This window comes from Synechococcus sp. BA-124 BA4, from assembly GCF_034931165.1.
Genome location: NZ_JAYGIA010000077.1, coordinates 12,725 through 28,142 on the forward strand (window position 1 = coordinate 12,725; position 15,418 = coordinate 28,142).

21 protein-coding genes are annotated in these 15,418 nt (G+C 67.1%); 11 read left to right on the plus strand and 10 right to left on the minus strand.

The window, feature by feature from the left end; genetic code table 11:
* Positions 1-12 precede the first annotated feature (12 nt).
* Positions 13-1,035, plus strand: coding sequence for a type I glyceraldehyde-3-phosphate dehydrogenase (locus tag VB734_RS10125; protein ID WP_197166656.1), 1,023 nt, complete (start codon positions 13-15; stop codon positions 1,033-1,035).
* 81 nt (positions 1,036-1,116) lie between these two features.
* Here the strand turns inward: VB734_RS10125 and thiL are convergent, their stop codons facing one another.
* A complete protein-coding gene (thiL, locus tag VB734_RS10130; RefSeq protein ID WP_322782100.1) occupies positions 1,117-2,142 on the minus strand; it encodes a thiamine-phosphate kinase in 1,026 nt (341 codons plus the stop codon).
* Complete coding sequence (locus tag VB734_RS10135; protein WP_416223695.1) at positions 2,135-3,199, minus strand: peptidylprolyl isomerase; 1,065 nt, start codon at positions 3,197-3,199, stop codon at positions 2,135-2,137. The genes thiL and VB734_RS10135 overlap by 8 nt, the downstream gene beginning before the upstream one ends.
* Before the next feature lie 213 nt (positions 3,200-3,412).
* On the opposite strand from VB734_RS10135, the gene efp reads away from it, so the two are divergent.
* Positions 3,413-3,973 carry an elongation factor P gene (gene efp / locus VB734_RS10140; protein WP_197166658.1) on the plus strand — a complete coding sequence of 187 codons (561 nt, stop codon included), beginning with the start codon at positions 3,413-3,415 and terminating at the stop codon, positions 3,971-3,973.
* Positions 3,974-3,978: 5 nt separating this feature from the next.
* Positions 3,979-4,473, plus strand: coding sequence for an acetyl-CoA carboxylase biotin carboxyl carrier protein (gene accB, locus VB734_RS10145; RefSeq protein ID WP_197166659.1), 495 nt, complete (start codon positions 3,979-3,981; stop codon positions 4,471-4,473).
* Between the two features lie 37 nt (positions 4,474-4,510).
* On the opposite strand, the gene pdxA is transcribed toward accB, so the two are convergent.
* Together pdxA and VB734_RS10155 are read right to left on the minus strand one after the other, a co-directional pair.
* Positions 4,511-5,533: a 4-hydroxythreonine-4-phosphate dehydrogenase PdxA gene (gene pdxA, locus VB734_RS10150; protein ID WP_197166660.1), complete on the minus strand. Its 1,023-nt coding sequence runs from the start codon at positions 5,531-5,533 to the stop codon at positions 4,511-4,513.
* 123 nt (positions 5,534-5,656) lie between these two features.
* The gene (locus VB734_RS10155; protein WP_322782101.1) at positions 5,657-6,622 is read right to left on the minus strand and encodes an SDR family NAD(P)-dependent oxidoreductase; all 966 of its coding nucleotides are present in this window, start codon (positions 6,620-6,622) and stop codon (positions 5,657-5,659) included.
* Between the two features lie 32 nt (positions 6,623-6,654).
* On the opposite strand from VB734_RS10155, the gene VB734_RS10160 reads away from it, so the two are divergent.
* Positions 6,655-6,873: a serine protease inhibitor gene (locus tag VB734_RS10160; protein ID WP_322782102.1), complete on the plus strand. Its 219-nt coding sequence runs from the start codon at positions 6,655-6,657 to the stop codon at positions 6,871-6,873.
* Between the two features lie 13 nt (positions 6,874-6,886).
* Here VB734_RS10160 and VB734_RS10165 read toward each other — a convergent pair whose 3' ends face one another.
* Complete coding sequence (locus tag VB734_RS10165) at positions 6,887-7,300, minus strand: HNH endonuclease (protein WP_197167264.1); 414 nt, start codon at positions 7,298-7,300, stop codon at positions 6,887-6,889.
* Between the two features lie 138 nt (positions 7,301-7,438).
* Between VB734_RS10165 and VB734_RS10170 the strand changes: the two genes are divergently transcribed.
* Entirely contained in the window at positions 7,439-9,055 is a 1,617-nt protein-coding gene (locus tag VB734_RS10170; protein ID WP_197166663.1) for a DEAD/DEAH box helicase, read from the plus strand.
* Between the two features lies 1 nt (position 9,056).
* Here VB734_RS10170 and VB734_RS10175 read toward each other — a convergent pair whose 3' ends face one another.
* From VB734_RS10175 to VB734_RS10185, 3 genes are all read right to left on the minus strand, one after another.
* Entirely contained in the window at positions 9,057-9,485 is a 429-nt protein-coding gene (locus tag VB734_RS10175) for a hypothetical protein (RefSeq protein ID WP_197166664.1), read from the minus strand.
* Positions 9,466-9,855, minus strand: coding sequence for a DUF6554 family protein (locus tag VB734_RS10180; RefSeq protein ID WP_416223696.1), 390 nt, complete (start codon positions 9,853-9,855; stop codon positions 9,466-9,468). The genes VB734_RS10175 and VB734_RS10180 overlap by 20 nt, the downstream gene beginning before the upstream one ends.
* Positions 9,856-10,029: 174 nt before the next feature.
* Positions 10,030-10,551 (minus strand): AbrB family transcriptional regulator, encoded by a 522-nt coding sequence (locus tag VB734_RS10185; RefSeq protein ID WP_197166670.1) that lies wholly within the window; start codon positions 10,549-10,551, stop codon positions 10,030-10,032.
* Between the two features lie 92 nt (positions 10,552-10,643).
* Between VB734_RS10185 and VB734_RS10190 the strand changes: the two genes are divergently transcribed.
* Together VB734_RS10190 and VB734_RS10195 are read left to right on the plus strand one after the other, a co-directional pair.
* A complete protein-coding gene (locus VB734_RS10190; protein ID WP_197166672.1) occupies positions 10,644-10,928 on the plus strand; it encodes a hypothetical protein in 285 nt (94 codons plus the stop codon).
* Positions 10,929-11,092: 164 nt separating this feature from the next.
* Positions 11,093-11,314, plus strand: coding sequence for a hypothetical protein (locus VB734_RS10195; protein ID WP_197166674.1), 222 nt, complete (start codon positions 11,093-11,095; stop codon positions 11,312-11,314).
* A 139-nt stretch (positions 11,315-11,453) separates the two neighbouring features.
* On the opposite strand, the gene VB734_RS10200 is transcribed toward VB734_RS10195, so the two are convergent.
* Both VB734_RS10200 and VB734_RS10205 read right to left on the minus strand, forming a co-directional pair.
* Positions 11,454-11,645, minus strand: coding sequence for a hypothetical protein (locus VB734_RS10200; RefSeq protein ID WP_323243325.1), 192 nt, complete (start codon positions 11,643-11,645; stop codon positions 11,454-11,456).
* A 325-nt stretch (positions 11,646-11,970) separates the two neighbouring features.
* Positions 11,971-13,008, minus strand: coding sequence for a mevalonate kinase (locus VB734_RS10205; RefSeq protein ID WP_255143760.1), 1,038 nt, complete (start codon positions 13,006-13,008; stop codon positions 11,971-11,973).
* Positions 13,009-13,046: 38 nt separating this feature from the next.
* Between VB734_RS10205 and VB734_RS10210 the strand changes: the two genes are divergently transcribed.
* The 4 genes from VB734_RS10210 to VB734_RS10225 all read left to right on the plus strand — a co-directional run bounded on the left by VB734_RS10210 (position 13,047) and on the right by VB734_RS10225 (position 15,342).
* Positions 13,047-13,223, plus strand: a complete 177-nt coding sequence (locus VB734_RS10210; RefSeq protein ID WP_231598167.1) for a hypothetical protein — start codon at positions 13,047-13,049, stop codon at positions 13,221-13,223.
* On the plus strand, positions 13,201-13,569 hold the full coding sequence (locus VB734_RS10215; RefSeq protein ID WP_231598168.1) for a secondary thiamine-phosphate synthase enzyme YjbQ: 369 nt from the start codon (positions 13,201-13,203) through the stop codon (positions 13,567-13,569). The genes VB734_RS10210 and VB734_RS10215 overlap by 23 nt, the downstream gene beginning before the upstream one ends.
* 349 nt (positions 13,570-13,918) lie before the next feature.
* The gene (locus VB734_RS10220) at positions 13,919-14,659 is read left to right on the plus strand and encodes a nuclear transport factor 2 family protein (RefSeq protein ID WP_322782103.1); all 741 of its coding nucleotides are present in this window, start codon (positions 13,919-13,921) and stop codon (positions 14,657-14,659) included.
* Complete coding sequence (locus VB734_RS10225; protein WP_322782622.1) at positions 14,632-15,342, plus strand: NAD(P)/FAD-dependent oxidoreductase; 711 nt, start codon at positions 14,632-14,634, stop codon at positions 15,340-15,342. The genes VB734_RS10220 and VB734_RS10225 overlap by 28 nt, the downstream gene beginning before the upstream one ends.
* Positions 15,343-15,418: the final 76 nt, after the last annotated feature.

Here is a 15,418-nt window from a genome sequence, read left to right on the forward strand (position 1 = left end):
CCCGTTCCTGCCATGACCCTGCGCGTTGCGATCAATGGATTCGGCCGGATCGGTCGCAACTTCATGCGTTGTTGGCTCAGCCGTGGCGAAAACACCGGGATCGAGGTGGTCGGCTTGAACGACACTTCCGATCCACGCACCAATGCCCATCTGCTCGAGTACGACTCGATGCTGGGCAGGATTCGTGACACCGTGGTGGGTTACACCGATGACACGATCACGGTCAACGGTAAGCCGATCAAATGTTTTTCCGACCGTAATCCGCTCAACCTTCCCTGGAAGGACTGGGGGGTCGATCTGGTCATTGAAGCCACGGGCGTCTTCATTGACACCGAAGGTGCCGGCAAGCACCTCAAAGCTGGCGCCAGCAAGGTGCTGATCACGGCTCCTGGCAAGGGTGACGGCATCGGAACCTTCGTCGTCGGGGTCAACGACGATCAGTACCGTCACGACGACTTTGACGTGATCAGCAACGCCAGCTGCACCACCAACTGCATGGCGCCCCTGGTCAAGGTTCTGGATCAGGCCTTCGGCATCGTCAAGGGCACGATGACCACCACCCACAGCTACACCGGTGACCAGCGCATTCTTGATGCCAGCCACCGCGATCTTCGCCGCGCCCGTGCCGCCGCCATCAACATCGTCCCCACCTCCACCGGTGCCGCCAAGGCCGTCGCTCTGGTGTATCCGCCGATGAAGGGCAAGCTGAACGGCATCGCCATGCGCGTGCCCACTCCCAACGTCTCTGTGGTCGACCTGGTGATCGAAGTGAGCCGCGGCACCACCCGTGAGGAGGTCAACGCCGTGCTCAAGGAAGCCTCGGAGAACGGCATGAAGGGCATCATCAAATACTCCGATCTGCCGCTGGTGTCCTCCGACCATGCCGGTACGGATGAATCCACGATCGTGGATGCCGATCTCACCCTGGTGATGGGCGACAACATGGTCAAGGTGATCTCCTGGTACGACAACGAGTGGGGCTACAGCCAGCGGGTGGTCGATCTGGCCGAGCTGGTGGCCAAGAACTGGAAGTGAGGTCTGCTCCCTGTCCCTGAGCTCGGAGTGTCGGGGCCGTCCTGGCTGCAGGGCGGCTTTTTCATGGTCCAGCGCCAGGGATCAGTGAAAATGTGTGAAGCCTCGGCCCACGTCCGCCAGGGGTGAACCGTCACCGGCCCAGCGCAGAATCCCCGAGCCCGGGGTCAGTGATCCGATCCGGCGGCTCCCGGGCAGGGACCGGATCAGCTCCCGGGCCCAGCCTGGATCGAGGGCCAGCACCAGTTCGAAATCTTCACCGCCGTTCAGGCACCAGGTTTCGGCGACGGCCAGGGCCGCCATCTCCGGGTCGATCGGAAGGTCCCGGCGCTCCAGGAGAGCGTCGCATCCGCTCCCCTCGGTCAGGGTCTTCAGCGCCGCTGCCAGCCCATCGCTGCTGTCGGTGCCAGCCACTCTCCAGGGGCTGCCCACAGGCCTGCATGAGGCCAGCGCCGCAACCGCATCCAACCGGGGCCGCGGCCTGCGGTGCGCCTGAACAGCTCGCTCCAGCAGGGCTGCGCCCGCCAGGCGCCAGTCGGCAGCCGGCGGTGAGGACGGCATCTCGTGCAGCAGAGCCGCGAGGCCCAGCCGGCTGAGGCCATGGGGTCCCGTGCTCACCAGGGCATCACCGGGGTGACCATCCCGGCGCCGGATCGGCCCGTCCGCTCCGAGCCGCCCCAGGGCTGTGACAGCAAGAAGCCGCTGGCCGCCGCCGCTGCAATCGCCCCCCAGCAGCGTGCCGCCGTAGCACCCCAAAGCAGCGCTGAGTCCGCGGTATACCCCCTCCACCCAGGCCCAGGGGGTGGCCGCGGGGGCCACGAGGGCCACCGTCAGCCCCAGCACCTCCCGGCAGCCCATGGCCGCGAGGTCCGAGAGGTTGGCCGCCGCCGCCCGCCAGCCCACATCGTCGGCGGCCATGGTGGAGTCGCTGAAATGAACTCCCTCCACCAGCACGTCGGTGTTGACCACCAGTGACCGCTCCGAGGGGCCATCCAGCAGAGCGGCATCATCGGTGAACTGTCCGGGGGGAGCGAAGGCTCCGAGCCGCTCGATCAGCTCCCATTCACCCAGGTCGGCGAGGGTCGGCGCCAGGCCTGAGCCCTCAGCCATGGGGCCGCAGGTTGTCGGCCCCCTCCACCACGGTCGCTTTGACAATGCCGTCGTCGGCGGTGAGCTCCTCGAGGACATCGAAGCCCTCGACCACGTAGCCGAAGGCGGCGTAGCGGCCGTCGATCAGATTGAGGCCCGCCGGGGTGAGTTCCGCCTCGAACAGGAAGAGGAAGAACTGGGAGGAGCCATCGTCGAGGGCGGTGTCGGAGTGCGCCCAGCCCAGGGTCCCCTTGGTGGCGAAAGGCAGAACCGGAGTGGCCTTGAACAGGCCGAGCTCCTCGAAGGTCCTGTTGTAGAAGGGCTTGCTCTGACCCGGAACCATGATCTCGAGGGGCACCTTCCGTTCGTGGCCGGAGGCGTCCACATAGCCGCTGGCGGCTCCTTTTGGATCGCCGGTCTGCAGGACGTAGAAATCCTCGGCGCGGATGAAGGGCAGGTTGTCGTAGAACCCCCGCTGAACCAGATCAACGAAGGCTCCGGCGGTCAGTGGTGCGTTGTAGCCATCCACCACGGCGATCAGGTCCCCTTTGGTGGTGGTGAGCTTCACGGTGGCGCGACCCAGCAGCCTGGGCAGGTCGGCGAACTCTGCCGGAATGTCGAAGGGGAACGGCCCCACCAGCAGGGCTTCCGCTTCTCCGATGGTGCTCAGGGCACGGCGGCGGGTGGCCAGGAAGGCGTCGCGGTCCTGCTGCTCGGCGGCCTCGGCCACGGCCTGCAATTCAGATTCGAGGCGGTCGAGCAGGGCCGTGGCCTGATCGCGCTGCTCGGGCTGGTAGGCCGCGAGCAGGGCTGAGCGCCGGCTGCTCAGCAGAGCCTGGGCTTTGCGGGTCTTGCCGGTGAGCGCGCTCCAGCGCTTGGCACGCAGGTCGTCGCTGCTGTCTTCCAGGCGATGCTGCAGGTTCTGCAGATCCGGCTGCTCGATCGGCAAGGCATTGCGCAGAAGGGCTGCAGGATCGGTGACGGCGTTCCCCGGCGGCAGGGCCGCCGCCACCGGGCTGATCAGGCCGAAGAAGCTGGCGCCACAGGCGATCACCAGCGCCAGCAGCAGTCGTGTGATGGCCCGCCAGGGGTTCCGGCGCTGCTCTCCCGGACGCTGGGCCACGGGCCTGCGGGCTTGCGGTTGCTGAGAACTCCTGTTCATGGCTGTCCCTGCCGGTCTCCGGGCGTTCTGCCGTACTTCGGACTTTGGCACAGCCTGCCGGGGGCCAGAGCCAGTCTCTGAGGGGGTTCAACGGCCAGCCGTACAATCCCGCTCACCCGTTCCGCCGGAATGATCTCGAGCAACGACTTCCGAACTGGCACCACCATCGAGCTCGATGGACAGGTCTGGAGGGTCGTCGAGTTTCTGCATGTCAAGCCTGGCAAGGGCTCTGCCTTCGTGCGCACCAAGCTCAAGGCCGTGCAAAGCGGCAACGTGGTCGAGAAGACCTTCCGAGCCGGGGAGACCGTCGCCCAGGCCCAGCTCGAGAAATCCACCCTGCAACACACCTACATGGAGGGTGACGAGTACGTCTTCATGAACATGGCCTCCTACGAGGAGACTCGTCTCACGGCCAAGCAGATCGGTGATGGTCGCAAGTACCTCAAGGAAGGGATGGAGGTGAACGTGGTGTCCTGGAACGGGTCGCCCCTGGAGGTGGAACTTCCCAACTCCGTGGTGCTCGAGGTCACCCAGACCGACCCTGGCGTCAAGGGTGACACCGCCACCGGGGGGACCAAGCCCGCCATCGTCGAGACCGGCGCCCAGGTGATGGTGCCCTTGTTCATCACCATTGGCGAGAAGATCAAGATCGACACGCGCAACGACAGTTATCTCGGGCGGGAGTCCTGATTGCCATGCAGCTCGACCACGACCAACTGCACAACCTGCTCATCTTCCTGGAGCAAAGCGACATCCAGGAGCTGAAGCTCGAGGGTGACGATTTCCGTCTGGAAGTGCGCCGCAATCTGCCGGCTCCAGCAGTGCTGCCCCCTGCACCGGCCCCGGTGGCCTCTCCCGCGGAAGCTCCAGCCGCCGCTCCGGCCCAGGGTTCCGCCGGCGTCACGGCTCCCTCCAGCCCCCCGCCTGCCCCCTCGTCGTTGCGGGCCGATCTCGTCGACATCACGGCCCCGATGGTGGGCACCTTCTATCGCTCTCCCTCGCCGACCGATCCGCCCTTCGTCGAGATCGGCAGCCGGATCAGTGTCGGCCAGCCTGTATGCATTCTCGAGGCCATGAAGCTGATGAACGAGCTGGAGGCTGAAGTCAGCGGTGAACTGGTGGAGATCCTGGTGGAGAACGGCACACCGGTGGAATTCGGCCAGGTGCTGCTGCGGGTCAAGCCCGCCTGAATCCAGAGATGCTGAGCCGAGCCGGCTGTGGCCGTGCTCAGCCCAGCTCCCAGGCTGTCTCCAGGGCCGCCACCATGCTGTCGGCACGGGCCAGGCCAGCACCGGCGATGTCGAAGCCGGTTCCGTGATCCGGTGACGTGCGCAGGAAGGGCAGCCCCAGGGTCGTGTTCACGGCCGCATCGAAGGCCAGCAGCTTGACGGGGATCAGCCCCTGATCGTGATACAGCGCCAGGTACCCGTCAGCTCCCTGACCATCACCACGCCAGGCCGCGGCCGCCCCCAGCCAGCAGCTGTCCGGCGGAAGTGGCCCCTTCACCGTCACCGAGGGATGCCTCTGCCGCCAGCCCTCCAGCAGTGGAATCAGCCAGTCCTGCTCCTCCATCCCCAACTGGCCCCCTTCGCCGGCATGGGGATTCAGACCGGCCACCGTCAGGCTGGGCTCGGGCTGAAAGCGCCGGCAGAAGTCCAGCAGCATCTCCAGCTGATGCTCCACCAGGGTGGGTGTGAGGGCCTGGGGCACCTCGGCCAGGGGGATGTGGGTGGTGGCCAGCAGTGTGTTCAACCGCCAGCGGCCCCCGGGTGAGCGGGCGGTGAACAGCATCGAAGCCTGCTTTCGCCCGCAGAGTTCCGCCAGCCGCTCGGTCTGACCGGGGTAACGATGGCCGGCGGCGTGCCAGGCGTGTTTGGCGATCGGCGCCGTGGTCAGGGACCGGGCCTGACCGCTGAGCACCAGATCCACCGCCGCATTCAGCCAGGCGAAGCTGGCCGCACCACTCGCCGCCGTCCCCTGCCCCGGGACGATCCCCTCCTGCAGTGGCCTGTCGAGGATGGGGTAGTCACCTGGATCCGCCAGCGGCGCCGCACTGCGGTCGCGCAGCTCCATGTAGGTCTGCTCCAGCCAGCGGCGGCAGCCCACCAGCACCACAGTCTCAGCTGTGCCCCGCGCCTTCAGGACAGCCAGGGACTTGAGGGTCACCTCGGCGCCGATGCCGGCGGGATCCCCCAGGGCCAGGGCGATGACTCCTTGTTTAGCGTTGTTGCCAGTGGCCTTGAGAGTCATGATCCGCTGGTTGCTTCTGGGGGGACTGGTTCTGGGCCTGGCTCACGGGTTGCAGAAGAAATGGGTTGTGATCGACTGGTGCCGACTGAAGGCTGACCTGAACATTCCCAGCCTCACCAATCTTCAACCGCTGGCAGCTCCGGTCTGCCCTGAGGAGGTGCTGCAGCCATCCCCTCGCTGAAGAGCCTGTTCCTCCAGCAGGGAAGCCCTGAATCCTTCCCGGTAACTGGGAAAGCGCAGCCGGTAACCGAGCTCGACGCGCAGCCGCCTGTTGCTGGTGCGGCGATTCTCGCTCCAGAAGCTGCGGGCCATCGGACTGAGGCTCTCCTGGATCTGCGCGTAGGACTCCACCTCGGGTAATTTGCAGTCGAGCAGATGGGCGGCATAGCCCAGGGTTTCACTCGATGGGCAGGGCCTGTCGTCCGCCACGTTCAGTACAGAAGGCCGCTGATCACTCGGCAGGGCGAGGTTGTGCAGCAGGGCACCGGTGATGTCATCGACGTGGATGCGGCTGAATACCTGGGCCGGTTTGTGGATCAGGCGGCTGCTGCCGGCGCGCAGGCCATCGAACGGGCAGCGCCCCGGCCCGTAGATCGCCGGCAGGCGGAACACCTGCAGGGGCAGGCCGCTGGCCTGCCACGCCTGTTCGCAGGCCAGCCGGGCACGGCTGCGGGGCAGTCCCGGAGCAGGCGGGTCGCCTTCGTGGACCCAGGCGCCGCCGCGATCGCCATAGACCCCGGAGGTGGAGAGGTAGCCCAGCCATTGCAGCGGCAGGCCGGCCAGGATGGCGCCAAGGCTTTCCAGCACCGGATCCTTGCCGTCACGGCCTGGGGGAACCGTGACCAGCACATGGGTCACCTCCTCCAGGGCTGCGGGCTCGATCCCAGGCCTGAGCTCGCTGGCGAAGGCCACCGGGCTGATTCCCTCCTCGAAGACGCGATGGCCACCGTGGCGGTGGCTGATCAGCACAGGCATGCCTGTGGCGGCTACCGCCGAGGCGAAGCGCCGGCCGCTGTAACCGCCCCCCAGCACGAGCATCCGGCCGGAGGCCCCTCTCCAGGGGCTGCGGTTGACAACAGCATTCACCATGAGTACACCTGTATCACTGCTCGGTTCCGCCGATGGCTTCCTCCTGCTTCTCTACATCCCGTCCCCTCCCAGCGAGTCTGCCCCGCCCTGGCCAGGCCCGTCCCTGGAGCTTCCCCCATGCCGTGGGGGCTCTTCCGCTGGTGGTGGTGGCCCTGGTCCTCACCGCGGCCCTGGTGGCTCCCGAGCAGCCCGAGCAGCTCGCGGCCCACTGCGAGCGTCACAACGGTCCAGCGGCCTGTCGTGTCTGGTGACGAAGGCTTGGTTTCAGGCCGGCTGCAGGGTCAGGGGCGGCCTCTGAGCCAGGGGTGCCGGTTGGGTTGGCGCCGCTGCCGGTTCGGGAGCGGCCCACTGCAACAGGCGCACGGCCAGGCGCAGGTCCCCATCCATCCAGGCGCGGATCGCCATCGCCCGGCGCGGATCGTAGAAGCGCTGACGCCGGTACCAGTCGAAAGCGTCAGCGTCGCTTTTGTGGCCGTTGCAGGCCAGGCAGGCGGGAACGCAGTTTTCGGTCACGCTCAGCCCGCCGCGGCAGCGCGGCATCAGATGATCAATCGACTCCGAACGATTGCCGCAATAAATACAGCGATGTTGGGTCTGTTTGTGCAGGGATTGTCTCCAGCGTCTGACTCGCAACTTGGGGCAGAGATCCTCAAGGAAGACCGCATCCCTGACCTGCATTCCCATGCCTCGGTTGCGGACAGTTTGCCCATGGCTTCTGGACTGTCAATGTGTCGACGACTTCATTTTTTCAAGCTGATCGAGGAGCCTTGTTCAAGGCGCCAAGCCGACTAGAATCCAAGTCCACGATGCGCGGCTGTGTCCCTGCGAGTCACGCGAGGGACTCAGCTGCGCTGCCTGCTGCGGCTTGGGTCCTGCGGCCTGATCGAGGTGATCTCCCCGTTCGACCCGGTCACCCAGGCCCAGTTGCGACGGATCAGGCCGCCGGGCCGCTGGAGGGCCCAGCGCCAATGCTGGGAGTTTCCGCTCGAGGCCGCCGGCCAGCTGGAGGCTCTGCTGGGGGAGCGCTTCCTGATCGAGCCGGACCTCGCCCAGTGGCTGGCCTGGTTGCGCCAGCCCCTCCCTCCCCTGCCCCCTCATCGGGAGTTGGTGGCAGCGGCCCAGCTGGAGGCTCCCTTGCCGGACGGGCGCCAGCTGTTCAGCCACCAGCGCACGGCGGCCCGCTGGCTGCTGGCGCGCCGTGGAGCTGTTCTGGCCCATGCGATGGGCCTGGGCAAGACCCTCACAGCCCTGATGGCAGCCCGCGCCCTGTCCCGTTGCGCCGACTGCCGCATTGCCGTGGTGGCTCCGGTGGGTCTGCACGGCTTCTGGCGGCAGGAGTCCCTGGCCCTGCAACTGGCCGTGGAGCTGTTCAGCTGGGCGCGATTGCCGGCGGAATTGCCCCCTGCCGGCACCGTGCTGCTTGTGGATGAGGCCCATTTCGCCCAGAACCTGGGGGCGGCCCGTACCCGCGCTCTGCTGCGCCTGGCCCGCCATCCGCGCCTGCGGGCGATCTGGCTTCTGAGCGGCACCCCGATGAAGAACGGCCGCCCGCTGCAGCTCTTCCCCCTCCTGGCGGCGATCGATCATCCCCTTGGCCGTGATCAGCTCAGCTTTGAGCAGACCTATTGCCAGGGCCATTGGTGCGAAAGCGGCGGGCGCCGCCATTGGCAGGCCAACGGTGCTGAACGTCTGGAGGACCTGCACCGTCTGATTCAGCCGTTGGTGCTGCACCGTCGCAAGCAGGATTGCCTCGACCTTCCCCCCAAGCGGCGTCTGATCTGCCCCGTGACGCTCAGCGCCAGCGAGGCCCGGGGCTTCGAGCATGAGCTGCAGCAACGGGTGGAGCGCTACCGCCTTCGGGCCGCCCGCGGCGAGGTGCGCCGCGACGCTGAATCCCTGGCGATGCTCACGGCCCTCAGGCAGATCGGCGCGGCCTACAAGCTGCCGGCGGCCCAGGCTCTGGTCACCGAGTTGCTCGCGGACGGAGCGGCGGTGGTGGTGTTCACAGCCTTCGTGGCCCCTGCCGAGCGGCTGGCCGCGAGCCTTGGTGGTGCCGTGCTCACGGGCCGTCTCAAGCCACCGGAGCGCCAGCGCCAGGTGGAGCGCTTCCAGGCGGGTCGGGTGCCCCTGCTGGTGGCCACCTTCGCGGTGGCGGGTCTCGGCTTCACGCTGCACCGAGCCAGTCACGTTGTGCTGCTGGAGAGGCCCTGGACCCCGGGCGATACCGAGCAGGCGGAAGACCGGGCCCATCGGATCGGTATGGCCGGTCCCCTCACGGCCCATTGGCTGCAGCTGGGGGTCGCCGATCAGCTGGTGGACGGGTTGATCGCCAGCAAGGCCGAGCGGATCGCCCTGGCCCTCGGGGGCCGTCAGGCGATCCTGCGCCGCCAGGCCCTGCCGGCGATGGTGCGCCAGTTGCTGGAGGCCTGGTGAGTCAGGGGGCCGCTGCCGCCGGGATGTCGCGGCAGCTTTCCTGGCGCACACGGATGTCGGTGACCAGCTGGGGGTCGTCGGCATCCTTCGCGGGCTTGCCGTTTCCGGTGGCCTTGAGCAGCTCTGCCGCCCTGTCGATGTCCTGGCAGGCCCTGGCCAGTTCGCCCCTGAGGGTGTGAATCACGAAGCGGTCACTGAGGGGACGGGCCTCCAGTGGGTAGGCGCTCACCACCCTGTCGCAGTGCTCGAGGGCCTGATCGAGCCGATCCACCTTGACCTCATCGAGGCACTCGTCCCGACGCAGCCGTGGGGATTCCGTGGTCGGGGGTTCCGCTGCCGCGCAACCGGCCAGAGCCAGGACCAGAGCCAGAGCGCACCAGAGGGCCCGGGGGGGGGCTGTGCGAAGGGAATCAGTAGGAATAGCGGTCATGGCGAGTGGTTCCGCCGCCGCTGGGGATGGGAACAGGACCTGTGCTGCCATTGGCGGGGATGTCGGTCCTCAGTGGCACGGGCTTATCACCGCCATAGAGGGCTCCCATGAAGCGGCCGCAGTCGGGGAAGGCCTCGGGGGAATTCACCACGGCCTCGGTGATCATCACCGCGGCATGTTCTGGAGAGGTCTTGAACAGACTGGAGCCCTGGCGTTTGATCAGGGCATAGGCGGCGTTCCAGCTCACGTCGTGATCATTGCCGGCCTTGCGCATGAAGCAGTACACCTCCGCGCCTTTGGTGCCTGGATCGCTGGGTTTCGGCTGGCTCAGCACGGGGAGCGGACCCGTCAGGAGCACCAGGCCGGGCAGCAGGATCCCGTGCAGGGCCGACCTCAAACTGTGGCTACGGTCCCTGGCGGGTGCCGTGGACGTTGGGCAGGGACGGAGGAGACGGGACAGCATCGAGTCGGTCAGTGGAGCCGGTCATCGGGCACCAACGTATCGGTCGACTCCACACTGTCGAGGGGGCGGCACGGGTGCCTGTCAACCGGAGGGATGACCAGCTGTGAATGACAGCACCATCCTGATCACGATGGGCACCACCAGCAGCACCGTGATCAGCCTCACGGCGTGAAGGGCCGCCACGGCTGCCCCGACTCCGAATTCAGCGCCCACCAGGCTCATGCCGCTGATGCCGCCAGGGGCTGCCCCGAGCAGGGTGATGATCGGACTCACGCCCAGCAGCCTGCTGCTCCAGAGGCCGACCACCAGGCCGGTGGCCACCAGGGTGACGGTGATCAGGATCGCCGGCCGCCACAGTTGCCGCAGTTCCGTCAGCGCTGTGCTGGTGAGGCCGGTGCCGATCACCGTGCCGATGGCGATCTCCAGGCCCGTACGGGTGCCAGGGGGCCAGTGGGCCACATCCCAGCGCCCGCTCATGCTCACCAGGCCCGCGCCGAGCAGGGCCCCCGCCAGGGGCGCCGCTGGAATCCCCGTGCGCAGGGCGAGCAGGCCACCGCCCAGGCCGGCAAGGAGGTAGATCGCCAGAGTGGCCAGGCTGGGCATGCCCGCAGGTGACGCCAGGACGACTCAGTCTGGGAGATGGCTTGAGCGGTGAGCGGTTCTGTGTTGTGATCGGCCTTCTTGGTTCGGTTGCCATGCCCTCGGAATCGGTGTCGTTCCGCATCACCCGCACGGCGGAGGATCTCGCCCAGACGGTGGCGGCCCTGTCGCATCGGCTGGTGCACCTGGAGCAACGGCTGGGCCTGCTGGAGATGGCGCTGGAGGACGACCAGCAGCCGGAGTCCGATCAGCTCCAGGCTCTCTCCAATGTGGAGGTGCTGCTGCGGGACTGCCGCCAGCTGCTTGAGACGTCAGCGCCGGCGTCCGCTCCGGTGGCGGTCGAGCCTGCCTCACCGCAGGAGCTGGACCTGGCCGCCTAGGTGGTCGTCGGCACCGCTCCGGCGTCTGGGTCAGCACCTCATCCCGTCCCGTCGTGACAGGACCTGATCACTCAGGGGCAGATCCTGACCACTCAAGGAGCGTCCTTATCACTCAAGCTGGCAGCGCCCTGCTTCTGAGTGGCAGAATGAAAAGAAAAACAACCATGGCCAGCACCTATCCGGCCTGCCCCCTGCCCCGTAACGGGGGGTCGTTGACCGCTCCGTCCACCGTCCACCGCCCTGGCTACATTGAAGGTGGCCATCAGCTCGAGAAGCTGGAGTTCGCGCTGGCCATCGCCATCAGCCGTGGGGACAGCAGCCGGGCGGGCCAGTTGCGTATCCAGATCGAGGCCCTCGGTGGTCTGGGCGAAGAGCCCGGCACCTGATCAGCTGAACCGGTCTCTTCCTGTCAGGATTCCTCTCTCTTTCAAGCCATATTCTCGCCGAAGCGTTAGAGTGGCCCAAGATTGATCTGTTGTTGTGCTTGCGGTTCAAACGCGATCTTCGATCGCCATGTCACAAGGATCAGAGCAACGAAGCCAGTTTCTCCGCGATGCGGCCAAGCATGAATCCCGTGCCGAAGCTGCTGCCCAGCGAGGTGATCTTGTCGAAGCGGCTCAGGCTGTACTCAAATCTCTGGATTGTGAGCGTCGCGCCGGGAGCATTGGACCCCAGATTCTCCAGGTGATCAAGCCGAGATCCTGAAGGGCTCGACACTCTTCATTCAGTCCCGGTCAGGGATTGACGAGGAATTGATCTTCAGATCACAAGCGGGTGACCGGACTCGAACCGGCGACGTTCAGCTTGGGAAGCTTCTCGATTGATGGGCTGAACTGACTGTGCCGCAGTCAGTCTCATGCTCCTTCATCCTTGGATGTGAGAAGGTCTGTGAGAAGGTTTCGACCAGGCTCTTGCCATCGATAGCTGATCTGCAAGCTGCGCATAGTCCATGGCCCGATGGCCCCGCAGCCGTCGCTCCCACATCCGTTGCGGCACGGGGTGGCTGAGATCGAGCCAGCCGATGATGCGCGCGCTGGTTTTGTCAGCCTGCTGCCGCTGCATGAGCCCCAGGCCGGCGTTGGATCCTGCAGATCCAGGCCTGCACGCCCTCCAGCCCACCCATCCACGCCTGCCCCTCTCGGGCTGCGTGGGGGTCCTGATAGAGGGCGATCACGCTGCCATCGCCGCCCGCTCCGCTGAACTTCGCCCCCAGCGCTCCGCCCGCCTTCAACCCTTGCACGGCCCGCGCCAGGGCCGGGGCGTGCAGGGCTGGCAGCAGCGCAGCCATGTGGTCATAGGCCTGCTGACAGCGATCCATCGCCCGCCCGAGGCCCGTGGCCTCGCCGCCACGCAGGGCCACCGCTCCTTGTTCGGCTTCAGCGGCAAAGGTGGCCAAGGCTGCCCGCACGGCCGCAACCGCCTGGGGATCCAGGTCTGACGCTGCCTGGCCGCGTGCGTGGTCTTGCAACGCCTGCAGGATGGCGTCTGTGTTTCGCGGTGCTGCAAAAGAGGCCACAACCAGATGCAGGGTCTGCGCCGGCTGGATCGTTGTGATCGACACGGCTCCGTCGTTCCCCCAGCGCAGCAGGATCGGTTCGCGCGACACGCAGGCGATCGGATCGAGGGGGCCACAGGCCACGCCGAGCAGATCCCGTTCCACATGGGTGGCCAGCGCCGCCAGCTCCCGACCCTCCAGGCGACAGCCGGCGTGCCGGACCAGGGCATCCAGCACGGCCACACAGAACGCCGCCGATGACGACAACCCCCTCCCGGCGGGGAGATCGGCTTCCACCGTGAGCTGCACGGCAGGGATGGCAATCTGCCTTGCTCGCAGCGCTGCGGCGGCTGCCGGTACGAACCGCAGGGCACCTCCTGCGGGATCGACGCCGCCATCGATGGGCCAGTGCCCCTCCAGTGTCTGGCCCTCAAGCGTTGTCTTCAGGTGCAGGCCGCGTTCGGCGGGATTGGCGTTCACCCGGATGCCCTGCTCCAGGGGCACCGTCAGGCTGGCTCCTCCCCACCAGTCGCAGTGTTCACCCAGCAGGCAGGCACGACCAGGAACGCGAACGGTCTGCGACATCGTGCGGTTCTCCGGTTTCTCTGTGATAACCCTGGTCCATGCTCGTCGTGCCGGCGATGCCGCGGCCTTCCCCCGGTGAGGATGCCGCCTACCAGCGACATCCCATGGCCACCCTGCTCACCCACCGGCTGCAGCTGGTCACCGCCGGCCCGTTCCGCTGCCACGACATCACCGCCGCGCTTCAGGCCCTTGGTGGAGCGCGCCGATTTGGGTGACGGCCTGCTGGTGGCGGCCGGGCAGCACACCACCACCCGTCGGGTTTCGGCGGCACTGGTGGTGAACGAGAACGAGGAGCGGCTGCTGGCCGATATCGAACGCTTCTTCCTGGAGCTGGTTCCGGCCGATCGGCCCTGGCTGCACAACGATCTGCACCTGCGGCCCGACATCGCCCCGGATGAGCCGCGCAACGCCCACAGCCACCTGATCGCCCTGCTGTTGGGCAACCACCTCAGCCTGCCGGTGGTGGCGGGTCGGCTGGGGCTGGGGGGTTACCAGGCGGTGCTGTTGGTGGGGCTTGATGGCCCGCGCCAGCGGGAGGTACTGGTGCAGCTGTGGGGCTGAGCGCCAGGTTGTCCGGGCGGTGGCGTTTCGCCATGCTCGTCTCCGCTGCCAAGGGTTTCTCTCGGGCGAAGAGCGCCTCGATCCGTCGGGTTTCGGCCACCAGCTGCTCCTCCGGCCCCGGCGGCGGCGTGGCCACCGTGCGGGGAGTGGGCTCAGGGCCAATGCCGAAGCCTGCGATGCTCGATCGGGCGCGGCTGGCGATGGTGCCCAGATCCCCGGCCTCAGGCCTGCCAGGGTATCCGCGGCATGGAGCCGGTATCCGTCGCCTTCCCCACTGTGTGGAACGGTTGCATCGGGCGATCTCACCAGCGGGGCGGTTCAGGCTTGGTCCATCCCGCTTCCGTTCTCAATGGCGCCGATCCCGTCTCCCACGACCACTGCCGAAGCGTGGCTGAGTTCGTTCGCGGCTGCTTTGGCGGGTGGCGACCCCCAGGCCGTGGTGGCGCTGTTTGGCCCGGAATGCTTCTGGCGCGATCTGGTGGCGTTCACCTGGAACCTCCGCACCGAGGAGGGGCCCGAGGCCATCGCGGCCATGCTGGCGGCCCGCCTGGCGGATGTGGCGCCCCATGGCTTCCAGCTCAGGGGCGAGGCCAGCGAGGCCGGCGGCCGGGTGGAGGCCTGGTTCGGTTTCGAAACGCGGGTGGGGCGCTGCAGCGGCCACTTGCGCCTGCGCGATGGCCGCGCCTGGACCCTGTTCACCGCCCTCGATGAACTGAAGGGCCACGAGGAGCGGGTGCGCGAGCGGCGGCCGGCCGGCGCCCAGCACGGCGTCCATCCCGGGCGGCAGTCGTGGGCTGAGCGCCGCGAGGGGGAGCGGCAGGCCCTGGGAGTGACGGAGCAACCGGATGTGGTGATCGTGGGCGGCGGCCAGGCCGGCCTGAGCCTCGCCGCCCGTCTCCGTCACCTGGAGGTGTCGGCCCTGGTGCTGGAGAAGCAGCCCCGCCCGGGTGACCACTGGCGACGCCGTTACAAGAGCCTCTGTCTGCACGATCCCGTTCACTACTGCCATTTCCCCTATCTCCCTTTCCCCGAGGGCTGGCCCCCTACACCCCCAAGGATCAGCTGGCCGACTGGATGGAGGCTTACGTGAGCGTGATGGGGCTGAACGTCTGGGGTGGTTCGCCGGTCCGCAGTGCCCGCTTCGATCCGGCTGAAGGTCGCTGGCAGGTGAGCACCGAGCGCGATGGCCAGCCGGTGGTGCTTCGCCCCCGCCACTTGGTGTTCGCTATGGGTGTGTCGGGCTATCCGCTGATGCCGTCGCTGCCGGGGGCGGAGAGCTTCGCCGGTGATCAGCACCACTCCAATGCCCATCCCGGCCCCGATGCCTACCGCGGTAAGCGCTGCGTGGTGGTTGGCTCCAACAACTCCGCCCACGACATCGCCGCCGCCCTCTGGGAAGCCGGAGCCGCCCAGGTGACGATGCTGCAGCGCAGCTCGACGCTGATCGCGCCGGTGCATGCGCTGGAGAAGTACGGCTTCGCCGATGTCTATTCGGAGCGCACCGTGGCCCAGGGCATCACCGCCGAGCAATCGGACATGACGATCGCGTCCATTCCCTACAAGCTGCTGCCCCAGTGGCAGAAGCCGATCTACGACGCGATGCGCGTCGAGTACGCCGATCTCTATGCGCGCCTGGAGAAGGCCGGGTTCCTGCTCGATTTCGGTGCCGACGACTCCGGTGTGTTCATGAAGTTCCTGCGGCGGGGTTCGGGTTACTACCTCGGGACTCCTGAAAAACGGCCGACTCCATATCTCGCCGTAACGGGCGTCTGAGCTGGACTTGTGCAGGCTATGCCCACGTCTATGCGGTGACTGGCCAATCGTTCCAGCTTTCGTCGGTAAAGGCCCA

Excerpts from the sequence above, each read along its gene's own strand:
- VB734_RS10195 (WP_197166674.1), top strand. The coding sequence starts at position 11,093 with ATGGCCAGCACCTATCCGGCCTGCCCCCTGCCCCGTAACGGGGGGTCG.
- thiL (WP_322782100.1), bottom strand. The coding sequence starts at position 2,142 with ATGGCTGAGGGCTCAGGCCTGGCGCCGACCCTCGCCGACCTGGGTGAA.
- VB734_RS10175 (WP_197166664.1), bottom strand. The coding sequence starts at position 9,485 with ATGACCGCTATTCCTACTGATTCCCTTCGCACAGCCCCCCCCCGGGCC.
- VB734_RS10125 (WP_197166656.1), top strand. The coding sequence starts at position 13 with ATGACCCTGCGCGTTGCGATCAATGGATTCGGCCGGATCGGTCGCAAC.
- VB734_RS10185 (WP_197166670.1), bottom strand. The coding sequence starts at position 10,551 with ATGCCCAGCCTGGCCACTCTGGCGATCTACCTCCTTGCCGGCCTGGGC.
- VB734_RS10165 (WP_197167264.1), bottom strand. The coding sequence starts at position 7,300 with ATGCAGGTCAGGGATGCGGTCTTCCTTGAGGATCTCTGCCCCAAGTTG.
- accB (WP_197166659.1), top strand. The coding sequence starts at position 3,979 with ATGCAGCTCGACCACGACCAACTGCACAACCTGCTCATCTTCCTGGAG.
- VB734_RS10210 (WP_231598167.1), top strand. The coding sequence starts at position 13,047 with ATGCTCGTCGTGCCGGCGATGCCGCGGCCTTCCCCCGGTGAGGATGCC.
- VB734_RS10205 (WP_255143760.1), bottom strand. The coding sequence starts at position 13,008 with ATGTCGCAGACCGTTCGCGTTCCTGGTCGTGCCTGCCTGCTGGGTGAA.
- VB734_RS10190 (WP_197166672.1), top strand. The coding sequence starts at position 10,644 with ATGCCCTCGGAATCGGTGTCGTTCCGCATCACCCGCACGGCGGAGGAT.
- VB734_RS10220 (WP_322782103.1), top strand. The coding sequence starts at position 13,919 with ATGGCGCCGATCCCGTCTCCCACGACCACTGCCGAAGCGTGGCTGAGT.
- efp (WP_197166658.1), top strand. The coding sequence starts at position 3,413 with ATGATCTCGAGCAACGACTTCCGAACTGGCACCACCATCGAGCTCGAT.
- pdxA (WP_197166660.1), bottom strand. The coding sequence starts at position 5,533 with ATGACTCTCAAGGCCACTGGCAACAACGCTAAACAAGGAGTCATCGCC.
- VB734_RS10155 (WP_322782101.1), bottom strand. The coding sequence starts at position 6,622 with ATGGTGAATGCTGTTGTCAACCGCAGCCCCTGGAGAGGGGCCTCCGGC.
- VB734_RS10160 (WP_322782102.1), top strand. The coding sequence starts at position 6,655 with ATGGCTTCCTCCTGCTTCTCTACATCCCGTCCCCTCCCAGCGAGTCTG.